The sequence below is a fragment of the Vibrio sp. B183 genome (assembly GCF_000740665.1).
In the GTDB taxonomy this organism is placed as follows: Bacteria; Pseudomonadota; Gammaproteobacteria; order Enterobacterales; family Vibrionaceae; genus Vibrio; species Vibrio coralliilyticus.
On record NZ_JPQB01000004.1, the window covers coordinates 499,689 to 519,462 of the forward strand.

16 protein-coding genes and 2 pseudogenes are annotated in these 19,774 nt (G+C 43.0%); 12 read left to right on the forward strand and 6 right to left on the reverse strand.

The annotated features are described in order from the left end of the window. Positions 1-89: 89 nt before the first annotated feature. Positions 90-1,391 carry an alpha/beta fold hydrolase gene (locus IX95_RS05335; protein ID WP_038157463.1) on the reverse strand — a complete coding sequence of 434 codons (1,302 nt, stop codon included), beginning with the start codon at positions 1,389-1,391 and terminating at the stop codon, positions 90-92. Between the two features lie 92 nt (positions 1,392-1,483). Then, a complete protein-coding gene (locus tag IX95_RS05340; RefSeq protein WP_038157464.1) occupies positions 1,484-2,428 on the reverse strand; it encodes a LysR substrate-binding domain-containing protein in 945 nt (314 codons plus the stop codon). Between the two features lie 125 nt (positions 2,429-2,553). Here IX95_RS05340 and IX95_RS05345 point away from each other — a divergent pair, with 125 nt between their 5' ends. Genes IX95_RS05345 through catB form a run of 4 tightly spaced genes read left to right on the forward strand, consistent with a single transcriptional unit; the run spans position 2,554 to position 7,068 of the window. Beyond that, the gene (locus tag IX95_RS05345; protein ID WP_038157467.1) at positions 2,554-3,990 is read left to right on the forward strand and encodes a Mur ligase family protein; all 1,437 of its coding nucleotides are present in this window, start codon (positions 2,554-2,556) and stop codon (positions 3,988-3,990) included. Beyond that, a complete protein-coding gene (locus IX95_RS05350; RefSeq protein WP_038157469.1) occupies positions 3,987-5,171 on the forward strand; it encodes a D-alanyl-D-alanine carboxypeptidase family protein in 1,185 nt (394 codons plus the stop codon). Before IX95_RS05345 ends, IX95_RS05350 begins: the two co-directional genes overlap by 4 nt. After that, positions 5,171-6,388, forward strand: coding sequence for an MFS transporter (locus IX95_RS05355; RefSeq protein ID WP_038157471.1), 1,218 nt, complete (start codon positions 5,171-5,173; stop codon positions 6,386-6,388). Before IX95_RS05350 ends, IX95_RS05355 begins: the two co-directional genes overlap by 1 nt. Before the next feature lie 44 nt (positions 6,389-6,432). Next, entirely contained in the window at positions 6,433-7,068 is a 636-nt protein-coding gene (gene catB / locus IX95_RS05360; RefSeq protein ID WP_038157473.1) for a type B chloramphenicol O-acetyltransferase, read from the forward strand. Between the two features lie 32 nt (positions 7,069-7,100). On the opposite strand, the pseudogene IX95_RS05365 reads toward catB, so the two are convergent. The 4 genes and pseudogenes from IX95_RS05365 to IX95_RS25810 all read right to left on the reverse strand — a co-directional run bounded on the left by IX95_RS05365 (position 7,101) and on the right by IX95_RS25810 (position 12,906). Beyond that, positions 7,101-7,479, reverse strand: a pseudogene (locus IX95_RS05365) (nuclear transport factor 2 family protein). Between the two features lie 156 nt (positions 7,480-7,635). Continuing rightward, positions 7,636-8,340, reverse strand: coding sequence for an Lcl C-terminal domain-containing protein (locus tag IX95_RS27055; RefSeq protein ID WP_038157475.1), 705 nt, complete (start codon positions 8,338-8,340; stop codon positions 7,636-7,638). 734 nt (positions 8,341-9,074) lie between these two features. After that, positions 9,075-11,561: a DUF2235 domain-containing protein gene (locus IX95_RS05375; RefSeq protein ID WP_051912470.1), complete on the reverse strand. Its 2,487-nt coding sequence runs from the start codon at positions 11,559-11,561 to the stop codon at positions 9,075-9,077. Positions 11,562-11,724: 163 nt separating this feature from the next. Next, positions 11,725-12,906, reverse strand: a pseudogene (locus IX95_RS25810) (IS3 family transposase). 244 nt (positions 12,907-13,150) lie between these two features. On the opposite strand from IX95_RS25810, the gene IX95_RS05390 reads away from it, so the two are divergent. The 8 genes from IX95_RS05390 (at position 13,151) to IX95_RS05425 (ending at position 19,613) form a co-directional block, all read left to right on the forward strand. After that, complete coding sequence (locus tag IX95_RS05390) at positions 13,151-14,137, forward strand: quinone oxidoreductase family protein (RefSeq protein ID WP_160174994.1); 987 nt, start codon at positions 13,151-13,153, stop codon at positions 14,135-14,137. 11 nt (positions 14,138-14,148) lie between these two features. Then, positions 14,149-14,763: a TetR/AcrR family transcriptional regulator gene (locus tag IX95_RS25685; RefSeq protein ID WP_152562005.1), complete on the forward strand. Its 615-nt coding sequence runs from the start codon at positions 14,149-14,151 to the stop codon at positions 14,761-14,763. Positions 14,764-14,833: 70 nt separating this feature from the next. Then, positions 14,834-15,427, forward strand: a complete 594-nt coding sequence (locus IX95_RS05400; RefSeq protein ID WP_038157484.1) for a TetR/AcrR family transcriptional regulator — start codon at positions 14,834-14,836, stop codon at positions 15,425-15,427. A 361-nt stretch (positions 15,428-15,788) separates the two neighbouring features. Beyond that, positions 15,789-16,250, forward strand: coding sequence for a PaaI family thioesterase (locus IX95_RS25690; RefSeq protein ID WP_081885404.1), 462 nt, complete (start codon positions 15,789-15,791; stop codon positions 16,248-16,250). 58 nt (positions 16,251-16,308) lie between these two features. Next, positions 16,309-16,905 carry a response regulator transcription factor gene (locus tag IX95_RS05410; protein WP_038157486.1) on the forward strand — a complete coding sequence of 199 codons (597 nt, stop codon included), beginning with the start codon at positions 16,309-16,311 and terminating at the stop codon, positions 16,903-16,905. Between the two features lie 246 nt (positions 16,906-17,151). Next, complete coding sequence (locus IX95_RS05415; protein ID WP_051912476.1) at positions 17,152-17,625, forward strand: DUF1203 domain-containing protein; 474 nt, start codon at positions 17,152-17,154, stop codon at positions 17,623-17,625. 156 nt (positions 17,626-17,781) lie between these two features. Continuing rightward, on the forward strand, positions 17,782-18,093 hold the full coding sequence (locus tag IX95_RS05420) for a YciI family protein (RefSeq protein ID WP_051912478.1): 312 nt from the start codon (positions 17,782-17,784) through the stop codon (positions 18,091-18,093). A 128-nt stretch (positions 18,094-18,221) separates the two neighbouring features. Further along, positions 18,222-19,613 (forward strand): hypothetical protein, encoded by a 1,392-nt coding sequence (locus IX95_RS05425; RefSeq protein WP_038157488.1) that lies wholly within the window; start codon positions 18,222-18,224, stop codon positions 19,611-19,613. Positions 19,614-19,774: the final 161 nt, after the last annotated feature.

Below are 19,774 nucleotides of genomic sequence, written 5' to 3' on the forward strand. Positions count from 1 at the left end.
TGAATCCAGAAATAACAGACTAATAAGGAAATTATACGATTTGACAGGGCGAACACCAACAATTGATCTCAGTGTTCGCCTTGATTTCGTTAAACCAGCGTGAGATTGGCGGCAGTTTGTTCACCCATCTCGAACAGTTTGTCGAAAATACGTTCGCCATCGGCTCTGAGACCGTTGTGCTCGTACTCGTTTGTTATCCACGCTTTAGCATTGGGCATCATTGCCAGAGTTTCGCGGCTGATGTCCATTTCAACAAACATATCATCGGCGTAAACCGCGCAGCTGACTGGTACTTTGTTGTTTGAAAGCTGCTCAGCACTGTATAGCGGTGCCCAGTCTTGCTTTTCTGCTAGTAGGTCTGCGGCTTGCTTGAGCGGTTTTAACGTTACATATTGGTCAAACATCCAAGGGAATACCATTTCGCCAGTAAAGTAAAACGGCTGCCCCGACTGATAATTAAACGCCTGATGATCTTGACGAACACGGTGCGCACTCCATTCTGAAGCAAAACCCTGACAGTAGATAGACTCGTGCAAAATGGCATAAATCGGATTGGTCTGGAAGTTCTGTTCCATCAGCATAGTATTGAGGATTTCATAACGAAGCTGAGGCTTACCGTTCACTGTAATGAACGCGTTTTCAAGCAAGTAGTAAGTGGGTAGGAAAGTATCACTAACGCCAAAGTTAATCCCAATTTGCTGGAATTGTTCGACGGTAAAACGCTGGCCATTGGGTAGAAACTCTTCATTTTGCAAAAGATGATCAGCAATCTTCTGACATAGCTGCTGAGCTTTCGGGAACTGGTTGAAAAACGCTTGGTTCTTTTCCATCGTGCGCTTAAACGTCGCACGATAGACATCGTCTGGATGTCGGGAAACAGAAGGCACGCCGCCTGTGATGTAGCTACGCGACAAGCTGTCTGGGAACAGAGACAGATAAGTCAGAGAGCAGAAACCACCAAAGCTCTGGCCTAGGATAGCCCATTTATCGACACCGAACTGTTCACGGATGAATTCCGCATCTCGCACTATGTTGTCAGCGCGAAAATGGCTCAGATACTCTGCTTGTTGCTGTGGCTGTAAATGGGCCAATGTTTGGTGATTAACAACCGAGCTGTTACCAGTGCCCCGTTGATCCAGCAACAACACACGGTAGTTTTGCAGTGCGCGTTTTATCCATCCGTTATTACCGTTTTGGCGTGGTGATGGAAATCCTGGACCACCTTGAAAATAAACCAGCCACGGTTTTGACGAATTCTTGTCTTCAACGAGAGACACTTCACGCGCAAAGATATCAATCTGTCCTTGTGCTGGGTCTGAGTAATCCAGTGGTACAGAGAATGTGTGTGGGATGTAATGCAGTCCTGCGTCAATAAATGCTTGAGCGTTCATTATTATTTCCTTTTCTGAAGTCGGGCTACTTTACTCTGGTTGAAGCGGATAACCAATCCTATCAGGTTAATTCTGAGCAAAGGATGTCGCGTCTAATTGGTCGTTGTCTGCAAGGCTGCCACTTTATGCTGGATGACCTCTTTGACCCAATCCGATAACCAGAGAATTCTCGGGTGGTGGCTGTCTCGGGTGAGTGTGACCATTTCGATATCAAAATCAGGAATATTGATAGGTGGTGGGCAAAGAGTGAGGTTGTCGTCGATCAGTTCAACCCTTCCCACCATTTCTGCCATGACAGCAAGCAAGCGACGGCCAGTGAGCATTCTTCGAATCGTGAGAAAACGGGTGCTACCCAACACTACATTTCGTTTGACCCCCATATTCGATAATGTGGTGTCAACCTTAGTAGTCAGCTCCTGACTGGCCGTTATGATCATTTGCGGTGTGGCTAGGTAGGTCTCTAGGGAGAGGGGGAGTTCGGAACCCAGCACTCTGTTATCAAAGATGCACAAATGTTTTTCTCGGTATAGAAAGGTCGAGGTGACTTTCGGAGGGAGATCTGAAAACACGCCGATACACAGGTCTACTTCTTGTTTTTCTAATGCCTCAACACAGTTGCTGACATCAACCGATTTGAACAGCACCTTGGCGTTTGGCGCTAACTGCTGCAACTTATCAAACAGTTCTGGGCCGTACACTTGTTCCGCATAATCGCTCAGGCCAATTTTGAAAGTGCCGTCGAAACTATCAGCTTCAAACGCGGCTTTAGGCATGATGTCCTGACTGAATATAGATAGGATCTGACGAACTTTAGGTTCAATTTCCATCGCTCTCGTCGTCGGAGTCATGCTGCTGCCGCCTCGTTCAAACAAGGGGTCGTCCAGTAGCTCCCTTAGCCTTTTGAGGTTGTAACTTGTTGCAGGTTGACCAAGATGAAGATGTTTTGCCGCCGCCGAAACACTGCGGTGCTTGTATAGGGCGTCGAAGGTCAGAAGCAGATTAAGATCTACGCGTCGCCAGTTGATGTTGTCGCTCATTTCATTCAAAGCAGTGATTAATCATGAATATCAATGTAGTCGATGTGGATGATAGAATCATTCGATTTCACTGATTTTGTTTCACTTCCTATACTCGAAGTAATTTCGTTAATGGGAAGAATTCTATGCCAACCTCAGCCATCAACTCACAGATAGAAGTTTTAAAATCTCTGCCAGTCAACCAGTTCAAAACGAACAGTGCGCAGATTGAGGTTAATGATGTATTCGTATGTCGTGAAGGGATCTCCCATGACGGACACAGCTATGCACAACAAGCGGTCAGTAGAGGTGCTGTTGCGGTGATTGCGAATCGTCCGTTAGATATTGATATTCCGGTGATAATGACCGATAGCTATTACCAGAGTTTAGCGTTAGTGAAGGCTTACTATGGTCATCCCCACCAGAAAATCAAGCACATAGGTGTCACCGGAACAAATGGTAAAACCACGGTGTCTCACTGTCTCAACCAGATTCTGAACCAGACAACGACGAGTGCTTACATCGGAACGCTGGGCGCGAAGTTGGCGGGTAGCGATTACCCGCTTGAGAACACAACCCCCGATGGCGTGACGTTACTGAACCTCTTCCATCAGATGGCGCAGCGCGAAACGGAATTCAATCTTATGGAGCTGAGTAGCCACGCTCTAGCACAGGACAGAGCCGGATTTGTATCATTGCAGATTGGCATTATCACCAATATTGGCCGCGACCATCTCGATTACCACAAGACTAAAGATGCTTATGTCCAAGCCAAGTTGCAGTTGATTGATCGTATAGCGCCCAATGGCACGGCGGTGATCAACCTTGATGACCCACATGCAGTCGCGGCGATTGAACGAGCGAGTGGGAGAGTGAACGTGGTGACTTTTGGTATTGAGAATGCTCAAGCGCATGTTTTCGCCACCAATGTACGTACTACTCGTTTTGGCTCGTGTTTTGAACTCCGAATTAACGGCGAGTGTTTTGATGTGAACTCTCAAATGCCTTTCACGTTCAATGTCGAAAATGCTTTGGCGATTGCAGCGAGTTTACTTTCACTTGGTTGGCAACCGAATAGGATAGCGGCCGCATTGCAAACAATAGTGGCACCCGATGGTCGTGCTCATTTCTTGTCGCTTAACAATGGAGCGACCGGGTTGGTGGACTATGCGCACAATGCTGATGGGCTCAGTAAGCTGCTGGAAGACGTTCGACCTTATACCAAGGGGCGTTTAATCGTAGTGACCGGAGTAACGGGAGATCGGATTCAGGATGCGAGTGGCATTGGCGTTCTGTGCTCGCAACTGGCAGATACGGCAGTTTTTACCTCAGATAACCCCATGGGTGTCGATCAGGAAGACATATTTCGAGCGCTCACATCGCAAGTGTCCAAAGTTCCTCACTTTGAAATCAGTGACAGAGCTGAAGCGATTGAATTTGCAAAGCAATTGAGCGTGGCCGGTGATTTGATCGTGGTGTGTGGAAAAGGCAGTGAAACTCACCAATACATTTCAAATGGCAAGGGAGACAAACAACAATATATCGGCGATCTCGCGGCGCTGAGTAGTGAGGTGGCAAAATGATCAAATGGACTCAACTTTGTGCCTTGCTCTTTACTCTGGTGGCGGCGTCCGCGGGGGCTGTCATTACACCTGATGCACCACAGATTAATGCTAAAGGTTATGTCGTAATGGATTACCACTCCGGTCAGGTAATTGCTTCACAAAACCCAGATACGCCTTTGGCTCCTGCGAGTTTAACCAAACTTATGACGGCGTACGTCGTTGGACAAGAGATAAACTCTGGTCGCCTTAACTGGGATGACAAAGCGACAATCAGCCGTAATGCCTGGTCAGTGAATTTTCCGGAGTCATCCAAAATGTTCATCAAACCGGGTGATGAAATCAGCATTCGTAACCTGATGCTGGGCGTGATTGTTCAATCGGGAAACGACGCTTCGGTTGCGCTAGCTGAGCACGTAGCAGGCAGTGAAAGTTCTTTTGTAAGCTTGATGAATGGTTGGACGCAGACGCTTGGCATGGAAAACACACAGTTTATCAATGCGCATGGCTTAGATGGCGACAATATTCAAACCACACCAAAAGATATGGCAAACCTGATGCGTGCTATCATCAAGGACGTGCCTGAGGTCTATAAGCTGTATCAGGAGAAGAAATTTACTTGGAATGACATCGAACAGTACAACCGAAATAAGCTGTTATGGGATCGCTCACTGAATGTGGATGGTGGTAAAACAGGTTATACCGAAAACGCGGGGTTCAGCCTTGTCTCGTCTGCGACAGAGGGGCGGATGCGTTTAATTTCTGTGGTGATGGGTACACCAAGTCAGCAGGCGAGAACCAGCGCTTCACGTAACTTACTTGGTTATGGCTTTCGCTTTTTTGATACCGTCCAAGTGGCGAAAAAAGACGAAGTCATTATGCAAAGCCGAGTGTGGAAGGGCGCTGAGGAAAACGTCCCTGTAACGGTGGCAGAAAATGTGTATCTGACCTTTCCACGAGCCATGAAAGACTCGCTCAAGCAGGAGGTGGTCGTCGAATCCCAGTTACAGGCACCGATTGCAGCGGGAGACTCTCTGGGGCAGGTCATCTGGAGTCTCAACGGTGAGCAAGTGTTTACTGCTCCCGCCGTAAGTCAGGTCGGGGTGGACCAAGGCTCATTTACCAGTCGGCTGATGGATACCTTCCAACTCTGGCTACGTGCTTTGGTGTCAGGCATTAAAGCGTTTTGGGAGGGAGAGTAATGACCGTTGCTTTGAAGCCTTCTACCTTGTGGCAGAACGTGAATTATGTTCGCTTACTGTCTGCGCAGGTGATATCCCTGATTGGCACAGGAGTGAGCTCGGTATGCTTAGCTTTACTCGCTTATGATTTAGCGGAAGAAAATGCAGGGGCAGTACTGAGCATCGCTTTCGCCCTCAAGATGCTGGCCTATATTGGCTTAGCACCAGTATTTGGTGTTTTGGCTCACAAGTTGCCCAAGCGCCAGACGCTGGTCGCTCTGGATATCATCCGTGCCCTTATGTTTGCTTGCCTCCCTTTCGTCACTGAAGTGTGGGAAGTGTACGTGTTGATGTTTGTTATCAATGCATGTTCGGCAGGGTTCACACCAATGTTTCAGTCCACTTTGCCACAGGTTTTACCGGATAAAGATGATTATGCTCGGGCGCTCTCATACCGTCGCTTAGCTTACGATTTAGAGCAGATTTTTAGCCCGATGCTTACTGCATTGTTGCTGAGTGTGATCAGTTTTCGTCAGCTCTTTATGCTTGATTCGATGACTTTCTTATTGTCTGGCGTACTGATCATTCTATGTACCTTACCCAAAAGGAAAGAACTGAATATTCAGCCAAAAAAACTCTCTTTTCGCTCAGTGTTAAGTGGAATTTCAGCGTATTTAGAGCAGCCGAGTCTGCGTGCACTTTGGTATGCCTATTTGGCAGCTGCGTCTGCTAGTGCCATGGTTTTGGTGAATACTGTGGTCTATGTACACGACATTCTGCATGGGAGCGAGACCCAAACGGCGATGGCCATGTTAGTGGTTGGATTAGGGTCCATGCTGGTAGCGATTTTTCTTCCTCGACTCCTTAAACATCATCAACCACAGCGCTACCATTTACGCGGTTTAGTCTTTATTGCTCTGGCGTTTTTGGCCGGAACCTGGACACCAGGCTGGATTGGTTTTGGCTTGATGTGCTTTGCGTTGGGTATCGGAATGTCATGCATTCAAACGACATCTGGGCTCATTATTAATGCCGCAGCCGAAGGTAAAGAGAGTGGTGAATATTTTGCCGCGCATTTCTCGTTGACTCATTTTTGGTGGTTGGTGACATATTTGAGTGCAGGCCTGTCAGCGAAATGGCTTGGCCTAGCGGGCGCTTATTGGGTGATGCTTGGTCTATGTCTTGTCAGCGTTGCGTTATATCTGGTTCAGACGAGAAAGAATGCTTGGGGGCAATAGAGTGTTGGTGTAAATTGTCCGAAAAACAATCAGGTACCACCATAATGCAAAACTATTTTGGCTCGCCTTTCGCGGGTAAACCGATTGCTGAACAAATTACTAACCCTAACATTGTCGTTGGCAGGCACAGTTACTATTCAGGCTACTACCATCAGCACAGTTTCGATGACTGTGCTCGATATCTTTCTGCTGAGCGTGACGATGTCGATAAACTGATCATTGGCAGCTTTTGCTCTATCGGCTCCGGTGCAGTGTTTATGATGGCTGGCAATCAAGGGCATCGTACCGACTGGGCCAGCACTTTTCCTTTCTTTTATCAGGACGATTCAAATTTTGCTCAAGCAAAAGATGGTTTTCGTCCGGCTGGCGATACTGTCATCGGCAATGACGTGTGGATTGGCTCTGAGGCCATGATCATGGCTGGAGTCAAAATTGGCGATGGCGCGGTGATTGCCAGCCGAGCTGTGGTAACAAAAGATGTGGCACCTTATGAGATTGTTGGCTCTAATCCAGCCAAACACATCAAGTTTCGTTTTAGCCAAGAAGAGATCACGCAGTTGTTGGAAATGCAGTGGTGGCACTGGCATGACGAAGAGCTAAAAGGGGCGATGGAATGGTTGTGTTCCAAAGATATCGCTGCGCTTCATCGCTATTGGCAGAACTACATTGCTGCTTCGTGACAGTCAAAATACAAACTTAAGTGGCCTCTCAGTCAAATAGGCTTTGCAGAGATAGCCGCTTTAGAGGCATTCAAAAATATTGCGCTGGGCCAAAACTCTGTTTGTTTGGTTATCAACCCATTCTCTACAGTATGAAAAGTGATCACACGTGCACTCTGAACCTTGTCTGACACTGTTACATCTGTTATTTCTATAAAATTTTTCATTAACTATAGAGTGTATCTCAAATTTCCATTTTCCCTCTACTGGGTAGTTGGAATTGATTGCAGAGAAGTTATCTCTGCCAATAATCTTCTCTCGCGATTGAGGTCAGAAGCCTTCGAAGTCAGGACTAAGCCATTGACTTGCCTTAACGAAGTCATTGGTTGCCATTGCGCTCCAAAAGGCAATGACAATGTCTTTTGATTTCATTTTCTGCTCTCTAAGTTAGTTACACGGTTTAATAGAAGTGTTGGTATTACTAGTGTTAATGGATTGCGTATTCTCTTTTTAGTAAGTGTCTGTTCACTTTTATTACCTGCTTGATGAATAGGGAAATGCTCTCTACGAATCAAAATACTCTATCGCTTAATTATTCCTTTTATCGCCAATACAAGAGACGTAAAGCATGCTCTGTCCTTTTTCACGGCCGCCATGGTTGAATCTAAATGTATAATAGGAACTTTCAGACTGAGTCTGCTTCGTAGCGGACCAGTAGCGATAATCATTTGGCAATAGGCTAGAGCTAGTATGGTTTTGTGAGCGAGACAGTTTATACAACTCTTTGATGGTCGGAACTCTCCATGTATCTAGCCCTGCGAGATTCAATGAGTTCAACATATTGCACCATAGCTTTGCTTCGGATGTTTCACTATAGGGCGACTGTTCGTTACGAAATAGTACACGAGTTTCTTTACGTCCTCTTCCGCTATGACCTGAATACTTAATCGGAGTCAGCTTTGTTTTTTCTACCAGCACAGTATTTAATTTATGTATCTCCGATGTTAAAGGAGGATACGTGAATAAATAAGTTTGCTGCGGATTCCGAGCACTCTCGATACTAATAGCTTTAAGACAGAGTGACGCTTTATCAAATACTATTTCCTTGCTTAAAGCACCGCATATTTGGATGTTGCGTCTAAAGCGCCAAGTCGATTCTTTTTTAGGGGGAATCTTAATTGCTTTGGTAGGATGTATATCCCTATGTATCTTAAGCAGCACTGGATTATGTATGTAATATACTACACCTAAGAGGCTGACAATATGGAATATGCTTTGTTTCGAAATGTTCATTTAGAAAACCTAAGAAAAATAAATCGTTTTCTACAGAAAGAGCAACGATAGATTGCTCGATATAACAAGGTTTGTATACATGTCCTGTTAACTTTATAGAGATATTTATGGCGGCAGAGCATCATTTCTCTTCGAACGAGATGTTTAGTTCTTAATGATATTTTTATTTTTTTTAAGGAACAGGGTGATGTGTCATTTGAATTGATGACATTTGTCATTAATTTCAACGAATGGCGCTGGACGCCTAAGCCTTCATTATAATACCTGAATATGTCGAGGGTTTCTCTTGATGTTGGTGAGGGTTCGTAGGGTGAGCTCGTTATGTAGTAAATGGACTCAATTGAGCCCACTTTCATTGTTGCAAGAACTGGGATGCGAACAAACCCAGATTTAAGTGAAATGATTGTTGAACCAAAGTAGTAACGATTTCCTCATGCAATATTATGACGTCTGTCATGCCATAGCGGGAATTTCCGACCTATCCAGATCCCCATTCCCCAGTAATATGTTCGGTGATACCTATTTCCATTTCAGTAGACGTGTCTGAGTATCCACGGATACCATCTACATCCATGTATTTATGAATTTTATTATCGTCCTGTAGTATATCATTTTTTGGATCTGATACTTATTATTGTCAGAGCTACCAATATTGACAACGTTAGTGCTCTGGTTCCGAGCCATTTACGTTAAATCCGGACAAAAAACTAGATATTGCAGCTAGTATTTTGTAACTATCTGTTGTTCCAAATATTTCTTTTCAACCATGTCCCTCTGCTATTTTCGGTTACGTCGTTGACCATTTTTTCAGCGATAGTGTCGTAACCTACGTTGATAGCTGTGTCATGTGACCTGTGAATCAGAGCATGTTCACGATCAACGTTGTTAATTTTGGAAATGAAATGGTGCCACATCGATGGATTTATGTATCCAACTGGAATCGAAGACCACCTAGTCCATAATTTCTGGCAATCTTCATTCTTTACGTAATCAGGGGTAAGATTGCTTTCATAAACTGAATTTACCCACTCGACCCCAGCTGATTCTGCTTGTTGCTTCATCCTCTCCAAGCTCAAACCTGCAAGAGCGTTGCTGACAGGATGCAGGCGATAATAGTACAATTGCTCGCCGCAAAGTTTGACTGCGCCTTTGTGGCCATATAACTGAGTACATTTTTCTATCCAGTCTGTCTCAGCTCTTTGTCGCACAGATTCCAGATAAGAAAGTTTAGTTAGCCCTCTAGAAGCAACAGCAGGTACGTTAACATCTGTTACCTTAACGAGCTGGCGGTTGTATGTTGAGTTTGTAGGATTACCGAACCTTTCTGCGAGATTTGTCTTATAATACTGGGCTAGACACGGATATCCACCGCCCACATCGCTATGTGAGCCGGGGAATGACTCTTGATGAAAATTATCAGGCATCCAACCTTCGTCTCGTAGAGAAGTCAGAGGAAAGTTCTCTCGGTACTCATCTGAAGCCGTTATTTGAAATACCGATTTAGCACAACTTGGGCTTAAGCCTAGTTCAAAATTGTATTCGTCATCGTTACCAGCTAGATAAAAGGAGCCCACGGTGTCAAACAAACCGACGAAGCGAACGCTTACGCTACGTTTACTATCTCTCTCATATCCTCTATAGACGGTGATGGTATCACCATGTATTGAAGTGGTTTCATTGCATTCGTCTTGTCTAAGGTTAGGATAGACACAGCTATCTTTGGCTTCCGCGCTCAGATTGTTAACGGGTTTTTTGTAGTCAGGCAATCCATCGTACACAGCGTTAACAAAATGACGCGAGAGTGCGGCTCCTCGACTGAATCCGATCACGTCAAAAACAATGTGGTCAATCTCTTCATAAACACCGGACTGATTCAACTCATCAATGACGCCTGACAACTGTCGCAATAAGCTTTGCCACTTGTTAAATGCACCAGTATTTCCACTGAGGAAATCAAGTACTGGTTTGCTACGAACGCCTAAGAAGTGTATGAGTTCAGGGACTCTGTTTAGTCCAACTCCAAATGCTTGTTCCAATGAAGTCTCATCTTTTCCTTCATCAATCAATGAAGAAAGAGATTGCTCATCTTGAATGTCAATTGTTCCCACGCCAGAAACATATATAGCGGTAGATTTTCCAATTTCTTGGGGGTAGGCTGAGTACAATCTAGCTACATTTGTTCTGGATTTGTCACCATGCTCTTCTTTGTATTTATCATTCCTATTATTTTGTCCAGTTCCGTCAAAAAAAACGCCTATTCGGAACAGTTTCTGTGGCTTTAGGTTGACGACTGGCACACCTACTGACATAACTTTCTGATTGTTCATTGCGACGATGTTAGTACCATGGAGATAGTAGCCCTGATGTGAATAGCAACAACTCATAGGGTCGTGGTATGCTTCATTTTCTGTATGGCTTCCGTATCCTGCCTTAACTAAATCACCAACATCCAAGCGTACTCCTGCTTGGTTGAGCCAGCCTTCGTCAATATTGGCTAATTGTTCTACCGTCAATTTTTCGTTTGTGTAGACAAGGTATTGACCTTCAACCTCCACCCCACCTATTTTCCAATAAACAGGAATGGCTGATAGCGGTTTATCCGAGGCAAGTTCACTACTCAGTTCGCAGCCATTTGAGTGTGTTAAATTGAAACTGTATTTTCCAATACCCATAATGGCATATTCGTGAATGAGTTTGCCGTGCATAAAGTGGTAGTAGAACCCTTGGGTAGGAAAACCTAAATTATCTCCATGTTGTATCACAGGCATAATTGCAATAAATGCTTCTGTCGGCATATCTTTTTTTTCCTTGTGCGCTCGTACTTTCTTAATTCCAATAGCAGTCTGATATCCATCAAGCACTGTGAATAGGTTTCGGTATTCACTTTGTCCGGTTTTTAGATACAAGATTTTGCTCTGAGCACCGTCTCGTTCTTGCCAACTAAACTTCGTTTTCTCCTCACCTACACCAGACAAACAAAGCATCCAGCCTACATGTTTATGAAATGCTGCTTTGGAGCAAGATAGTTCAAGGCGATATTCGAATTTATCTTCCGGCGTTGATTCGTAAGTGTCATTTGTTGTCGGGATTGGGGGCGTATGTACATTCTCGTCCTTGAAATGAGGATAATAGGCGTTGCCAATATTTGTATGCCTTTGGGGTAAACAGGTTTGGTCTTTGCTTCGTAGAGTATAGCCATGTAAATCTCTGTTATTTTTCATAATCTTTTAGTTTATGCTTAAGATTCATACAGCAAATAGGTTACCTCTAGATTTCTTAGTAATAAAATCGACACAAATAATATTTAGAGAATGACAAATGTCATTCTAGCTATCATTTGTGAGATCAAACGTGTCATATGTGTTGAATAATCATGTGTAGTGGTCAACTAAAATTGGCCACAGTTTTGTAAGTTTCCCAGTAAAGTCTTTCCGACTCATTCGGAGTCAGGCCACCGTTATACTGATGTGGCCTGATTTGGCTGTAGTATCTAATGATATAGCCAACAATGGCTCTGCCAAGCTTCATCTAAACTGCGATAACCACTGGCTGGCACCCATTCTGTTTTCAAGCTTCTAAAGAAGCGCTCCATTGGACTATTATCCCAACAGTTACCTCTCCGAGATAAACTCTGTTTAATTTGATATCGCCATAGGGTCTGACGGTATTTTCGATTCGTGTAATGCGTTCCTTGATCGCTATGGAACATAACTCCTGTAGGCATTCCTCGTGACTCATACGCCATCTTTAACGCTTTGACGGTCAATTGACTATCGGGCGAAAAGGACATCGCCCAGCCAATAGGTTTTCGAGCAAATAAGTCGATAACAACAGCTAAATAAACCCAACGGCTCCCTGCCCAAACATAAGTGACGTCTCCAACCCATACTTGATTTGGAGCAGTAACAGCGAACTGCCTCCTCAAGTGATTAGGGAGCTCTACATGCTCTAAGGGCTGCTTTCTATACTTATGCTTTGGTAGTTGCCTGCTCACCAAGCCAAGCATTTTCATTATTTTACTAGCGCGATATCGATTCAGGTTCATGCCAGAATTCGTAACGATGCCTGCAGCAATAGTTCGAGCGCCCGCTGAACCATTGCTCGCGTTGTGAGCCTCTTGAACAAGGGCTCTAATTCGAGCTTCATGAGCAGGAATAGCTTTTGGTCGCGTTTTTTTGTATTTGTAACTACTGCGATGGACACCGAATATGCGACAAAGCTTGAGAACGTTGTAGCTCTGTTTGAGTCTTTCGATTATCGAGAATTTTTCAGTGAGTCCGACATCAACAGAGCTGTAGCCTTTTTTATGATTTCGTTGTGCTTTTCTAGCTCGGCAATCCGCTTTTTAAGCTCTCGGATCTCTATTTGCTCTGGTGTAAGCGGCGCGGATTTTGGGGTAATTCCCTGCCTCTCTTGTTTAAGCTGCCTTACCCACTTGTCCATAGCAGATTTGCTCACATTCATAGCTTTAGCTGCTTCAACCACGGAGTAACCTTGGTCAACAACGAGCTGGGCTGCTTCAAGTTTGAATTCTGGACTGAAAGTTCTTCTCGTACGCTTTGTCATAGTTCCACCTGTTGTGTACGAGGTGCATTTTAACACCTCTAATCAGGTGGCCAAATTCACTATACCACTACAATGTAATCAAAAAGCCTAATGCTTAGCTCTGTATTAAGGATTGTTTGGGCATTGATTGGTGTGTTTAATCAATTTACTAATTTTGATTAATGGTGATTTAGACGACTCGGTTGCCTGAGGTTAGAATAATTGCGGGTAATAGTGGGAGATCTAGATTGAAATGAAAGCTGCAATGATTGATAGAACTGGGCGACCCGAGGTCATTAAGATAGTAACTCAAGATAAACCTGAGATTCCCAAGAATGGTCTGTTGATTGAAAACCATTTTAGTAGCGTTAATCCGAGAGACTGTTTGATTCGCTCTGGCAGATATCAGCTGCAGCCATTCATTGCTACTCCCCCCCTTATTCTAGGCAGTGATTTGGCCGGGATTGTTATCGGTGTTGGCCAAGATGTTCAAGGCTTTTCAGTTGGTGATCGAGTATTTGGCATGAAAAATCCAAGTGAAGGAGCCGGAACGAATGCGGGTTTTGTAACGGTTAAAGCGAAAAACGTAGTACACCTGCCAGAGAGTATAAGTCTTCGTCAAGCTGGAGCTCTGCCGCTGGTATCTTTGACAGCTTGGCAGGGGTTACGTCTACATGAAGACCTAGCTGAGTTGAAAGGCAAGCGACTGCTAATTTTGGGGGCCAGTGGTGGAGTCGGTATACATGCTTTACAAATTGGTTTGGCTGCCGGCGCGATTGTCGATACCGTGACGAGTCCGGAAAATCTTATTTTGATGAATGCTCTTGGTTCGCATCAAGCATTTGATTATATTAGTAAAAACTTCCTAAACGGAGGGGCTGAATACGATGTGATCTTTGATACAGTAGGAAAATACTCGTTCGATATGTTGCAGCACCGCCTGCGAGAAATTGGCGACTATACTACAACCGTACCTACGTTGAGGTTTACTGCAGCTTCTCTTGCCAGTAAGTTACGTAGAAGTATCTCTCAGCAGCATCCGAAACTATCGCTTGTGACGGTGAAGCCAGATAGCCAAACTCTCACTAAGATAGCCTACCTCGTTGAAACGCGAAAACTCACTCCCATTATTGACTCAGTGTTTCCTATTCAAGAACTAGCAAAAGCTCATCAAAGAGTCCAGACTCAAAGAACCAAGGGTAAAGTAGTTATCAGTATTCGCGATAACTCGATGTTATCGTGTGTGAACTAGAAGGGATTAATGTGTCTAAGCAACCACATATTGCGGAACGTCTGATGGACAGTGCTGCCGAATTGTTTCTAGAAAAAGATTTTCATAGTGTCAGTATTAGAGCTATAGCAGCGAAAGCAGATACTACGAGTGCAATGATCAATTATTATTTTGATAGCAAGTTAGGGCTCTTTAATGCAATGCTGAAACGAGAGTATGGAAAAATACTCTCAGTCCTATATGGAATTATAGCCCAAGAAGATTTGGTCGATTTTTCAGATACAATGGATAGAGTAATGAGCTTGTATCGTACCAATCCAAATATTCCCCGTTTCATTCTTCGTACATGGATGTATCAACAGAGCACGGGAAGCCAAATTCTTTTGGAAAGCTTTGAACATGAAAAAAAACTTGTTGCTAAATGGGTGGAAGATGTAATTGATGAAGGAAAGGTCGATAGAGAGACTCACTCTGAAGTAGTACGTATTGCATTTATGGCGTTAACACTAGTACCAAGTATGATTCAAGACTTATTGGTGACAAGTTACGGTGAGAAGGGCTATAGCGAGTTTTGCGAAAAATACATAGAGTTTTGTGGTGATGCGCTACTCTATGGAGTCAAACCACGCTCTCGGACTTCTAGGTAAGTGATGGGCATCATTAAGTAAGGTAACCACTGCCACAAACACACAATGTTATGAAGTAAAGAGGTAGAGAGTGTCAAAGCAATCTCATATCGCAGAGCGTTTAATGGACAGCGCTGCGCAGTTATTTTTGGAAGAAGACTTTCATAGTGTGAGTATTCGAGCTGTCGCATCTCATGCTTGTACTACTAGTGCAATGATTCATTACTATTTTGGAAGTAAGCTTGGGCTTTTCAATGCTATGTTAAAGCGTGAAAATGGGAAATTGATGAAGATTTTGTACGAAACCATGGAGCAAGATGAGTTAATGGGCTTTTCAGGCTCTATGACAAAGTTAATGGCACTGTACCATGAAAATCCCAACATTCCCCGGTTTATTCTTAGAACTTGGATGTATCAACAAAGCACTGGCAGCCAAGTTTTATTAGAGAGCTTTGACGCCGAGAAAAATTTGGTGGCTAAGTGGTACAAGGAAATGTCGGATGATGGAAAAGTTAGTAAAGAGGTTAACTCCGAAGTCGTTCGGATTGCTTTTATGTCTCTAACACTGCTCCCAAGTATGGTGCCAGAGTTGTTGTTGGCAAGCTATGGTCGAAAGGGTTATGAGGAGTTTCACCGGAAATATGTCGAATTCTGTAGTGATGCTCTATTACAGTCAGTTAACTAGATTGATATAAAAATAGCCTGTCAAATACTGACAGGCTATGAGCAAATGATAACTTTATACGCTCCAATTTTAGCACGGAAATTCATCATAATATTATTTTTAGAATGTTCCGCAGCCCCATGAATAAAAAGCAGACTGAATAAAAACTGGCAAGAATTATTCAGTCTGAGTGAGAAAAATTATAAATTATAGTTTTAACCTCTATGGAATCCTAGCCTCATTTAGATACTAATATTAAATTCGAATAAAAACCAATTGGATTGTTAACCAAAATGTGAGAAATGATTAAGAATATTAGTACATTAGTTGATACTCTTAGTTGATAATCTGGACACCTTCTGGATGACATCGGTTTACTAGTTTGGATTATTTTCCCCGTATACTATTAGCATTTTTCTTCAGATACTTACTGAATTGGTTTCCCGCGTATCGAAGAGCAGGTGCTCGAATAAGGTATCTTTCTTCAGACTTCATGTGTGCGCAGATTGAGTTACCTTGCAGTTGGAGGACTATGAATCACTATGGCTTTACTTGGGGAGGAGGCATTTATGCTGCTATTGATCCTGTATATGCAGTGATGTTATTCAAAGTATTCAATGGAAAATATAAGATATTGGATAAAACGGCAGAGATTAATTTTCTTAAACCCGCGACTAGTACGCTTAATGCTAAATTTAAATTAACGAAAAGAAGAATTGATTTAATAAAAAGTCAAGTGGAAAAAACAGGTCATTATCAGTGTGTAATGAACATTAAACTTGAAGATGAAAATGGTAATACTTGTGCGATATGTAAGAAAGTAATCAGTATCAAGCGTCATTGAAAATCGATTTTTTATAGTAAACAGGCTGCTCTGTCAGAGTATATAATCAAGTTTTAGTATGATGAAATTGCTGTTAATTGATGAAAAACGTATGTTTTTAGATGCCATTGGCCAGTTACTCGCGTTGGAAGATAAGTTTTCTTCCATTGAGCAACATACAACTATAGAAGGTGCGTTCGATTATCTCAAAGTAAATCGTGCGGATGTTATTGTTACTGACTATCTTATACATGATGAAACCTCTTCGATCACAGTTTTTAAACAACGATGGCCTGAAACAAAGATCATTATATTATCTGAGCATTTACGAAGTGGTTATATTAAAAAAGCGTTGGAAGAAGGCTGCGATGGCTATATTTCAAAAAGTGCGAAAGTGATTGAGCTCGTATCAGCAATTGATGATGTACTCAAAGGGCATATAGCGATAGAGCCTAGGTTGGCAGTGACAGCTTTACGAGACAAGGATCCTCTAACCGACACAGAAAAAAAGTTACTGCGGTTAGTTGGTCGGGACAAGTCAAACCGAGAGATTGCCGAAATAGTCTGTTTGGGAGAAGGTACGGTACGAAACTACATGTCGGTCGCGATGAGTAAATTATTCGTCAGTAGTAGAGGTGCAGCCTACCGGAAAGCACACGCAAGTGGTTGGCTGTAGTCGATTCTTTGAAAGGTAAGGAAGGCGCTATGTTGATTTTGCTGAGATGTAGCGTTTATTCAAGACTTCACTGCATCCATATTTTCTCCATCTATGAAGACTACATTCTGACAAATGTAATTGGAAAAAAGACCGTTTATGACTAGATGTCGATGTCTACCTAATCCTACAAGATCTTCTTCTTTTTAAAACAACAGCTTGATTAAACAAGCGTCTTGAAATCCAGTAATAAGAGAGGTAAACCACATGAATATGGCCAACGTAGCTTTTAAATTTGTCGGTGTTGATCCCCAAGATACAGCGATGTTTAGATGCGATGGCGATACCAAACAAAGTGTCAAGATGGTAGTGGATGAGAAACCTGGTTTCCCATGCAGAGTGTCCTTGAAAGAAGCGGAAATAGGTGAGGCTGTTTGGCTAACAAACTATAAACATCTAAATATAGATTCACCATATGCTGCATCCCATGCTGTTTTTGTCTCTGAAGGAAAGGAGATTGCCGAACTAGAGCCAGGCGAAATTCCAGAAATTGTTGAACATTACTTGGTGTCCGTCCGAGCGTTCGACAGAGAAGGATTTATGGTTGACGCAGATGTAGCTAAAGGGCATGAAGACGTAAGGCGGTTACTTGACCGTTTCTTTACTGAGAGGCTAGTAAATGAAGTTCATGTACATACTGCTAGAAGAGGCTGCTTCTTAGCTCGTGCTATACGCTGTTAACAGTGTTTCATACTTATAAGAACGATCGTAATGTCGATGTGAAAGTTGAAAATAGTCTTCAGCAAAATATAGTCGAAAGATATTTTATACAACGAATGAAAAAATAGAGGTTTCAATGGCTTGGATAGCCATTTTGTCTAATAAACAATCTCACTTATGAGTCGTGAGTTATTGGAAGCACATATTGAGTATTTGAGGAAAATCTGGCCTACAGGTGTATTGACATTGTGTGGGCCGCTCGCAGATGAAACAGCCATAATGGTATTTAACGTTGACTCCGAACAACAGGCTAAGCTACTGGTTGATGGAGACCCTTTCTCCGAAGTGAACTATTACCAAGATGTTCGTTATGTTGAGTTTATGGATGCTAATCCATGTAACAATTTTTTGTTTGAAGAAGCACTTCGCATCATGAGTACCTCGGAATACAAATCCAAGATAAATATGCTGAAGCTCAGTCGGATATAAGCCGTTAAAAAATCCTGACTAGCTCATTTGCAAGAATGTTAATCATTTAAGTATTTATTGATTTATCAAAATTGGTGAAATCGTAACCCCTGTCTCTGAAAATAAGCACCTAGATAAATGATAAAAAAATGGGTGTAGTACTAGAGATGAAATCAAGTCAGAAAATTAGAAGTTTAATCATTTTAATTTCAGTGTTTACTGGTGTTTCGGGTTGCCAACAGACCGGAAATGAAGAGTTGATAGGAGGGATTAACAACTCTTCAGTTCCTGAAGTTAAAGTGGGTACAGTCTGGATGGCCGATCAGAATACAGGCAAAGGTATAGTTGAAGGAGGAGTCGCTTTTGATGCACCTGCTGACCAAAGTACGGTAACGCATTACAACCTTTATTGGGGGGACCGCAACAAAGAGCGATTATCACAACAACCTTTTTTTACAGTGGGAGTGTCACAAGAAACGAAACGTTATATGGACGTAAATGCGGTGGAAGCTAATACCGTTTTGCCCACAAATGCTAAATATCTACTGATCTATGCTGCGAATGCTTCTGGGGACGCGTCAGTTGGTAGTTCGCTGGAAATCTATGACTATGCTCCAGTTGCATCTATTGACTATGCGCCAGTTGATGAAAACTTACTTACTTCTCAAACTATTATTAACAGTTATCCTCTTGAGTTCGCATATTATTTGAATGAACTTGCCGAAACGGGAATGACCCCGAAGTTGGGTAGCGCACCTGTTCTTCTTTCTAGCTTTATCGAAGTGAGTACACAGATGCATAGACTTTATGACTTTGATACGTCATCGGCTGGAGGGGACGCAGTCTTATCTGCTCCATTCGTCTCAATGTCAAATACGCCGGTGTATTCAACGCAGAAACTGGCAAATTCGCAAATAGGCCAAGCACCCTACAGGCGTTTAGTCTTTGACTATCGCGTTACCTTACGTGGTCAAGCCTCACCCTCATGGGAGTACCAGGTACATTATCTTGAGACCTACAATTCAATTGAGGTGCATATTAACAAATTGAACGACCACAACCAACTCGGTGCCTACAATCCGATTTGGCTGTCAGGCCAGCAACTCACAACAGATTTGCGGTTGATTCAAGACAAAAAGCATTCCCTATTTTTAACTGGAAGGGCAACTGATGATGACCATAGCCTTACACTAGATTTAGGTCTAGCAAAGGACAGTGTTCGATTTATGACCATGCCACCGCAGTTACCCTCTTCAGAAGCGCCGGGAGAGCTGGTTTCTGAAGATATGTCTGGGTTGCATGTTAATCTTGAATGGCAGGCCGCAACGGATGAAACCAGTATAGATGGTTATCGTGTAATTGCGGTCGATAGCAATGGCTTTGAAGTTCAGATGCTTAGCAATCTTGTAAAGACGGGAGCAGCTAATTACAACGTGTCAATTTTGAAATCTTCGATTGTTTCGGAAGCAGTAGCGATAGAAGTCGCAACCTACAACCCTGGAGGTCTGTCTCGAGAGCGAATACATAGAATGTTGAACTAATCTAGATTGACTATACGGGATAAATGTATGTTAGGCAGCCATAAAACAGGTTGCCTTTTTATTAGTTAGGAACAGCCAGCGCGATGCATGGAAGTATATGTTCTCTCTTCTATGTTAAATACTCAATTTAGGGAACAAGGCGTATTGTTACTTCTGTCTGT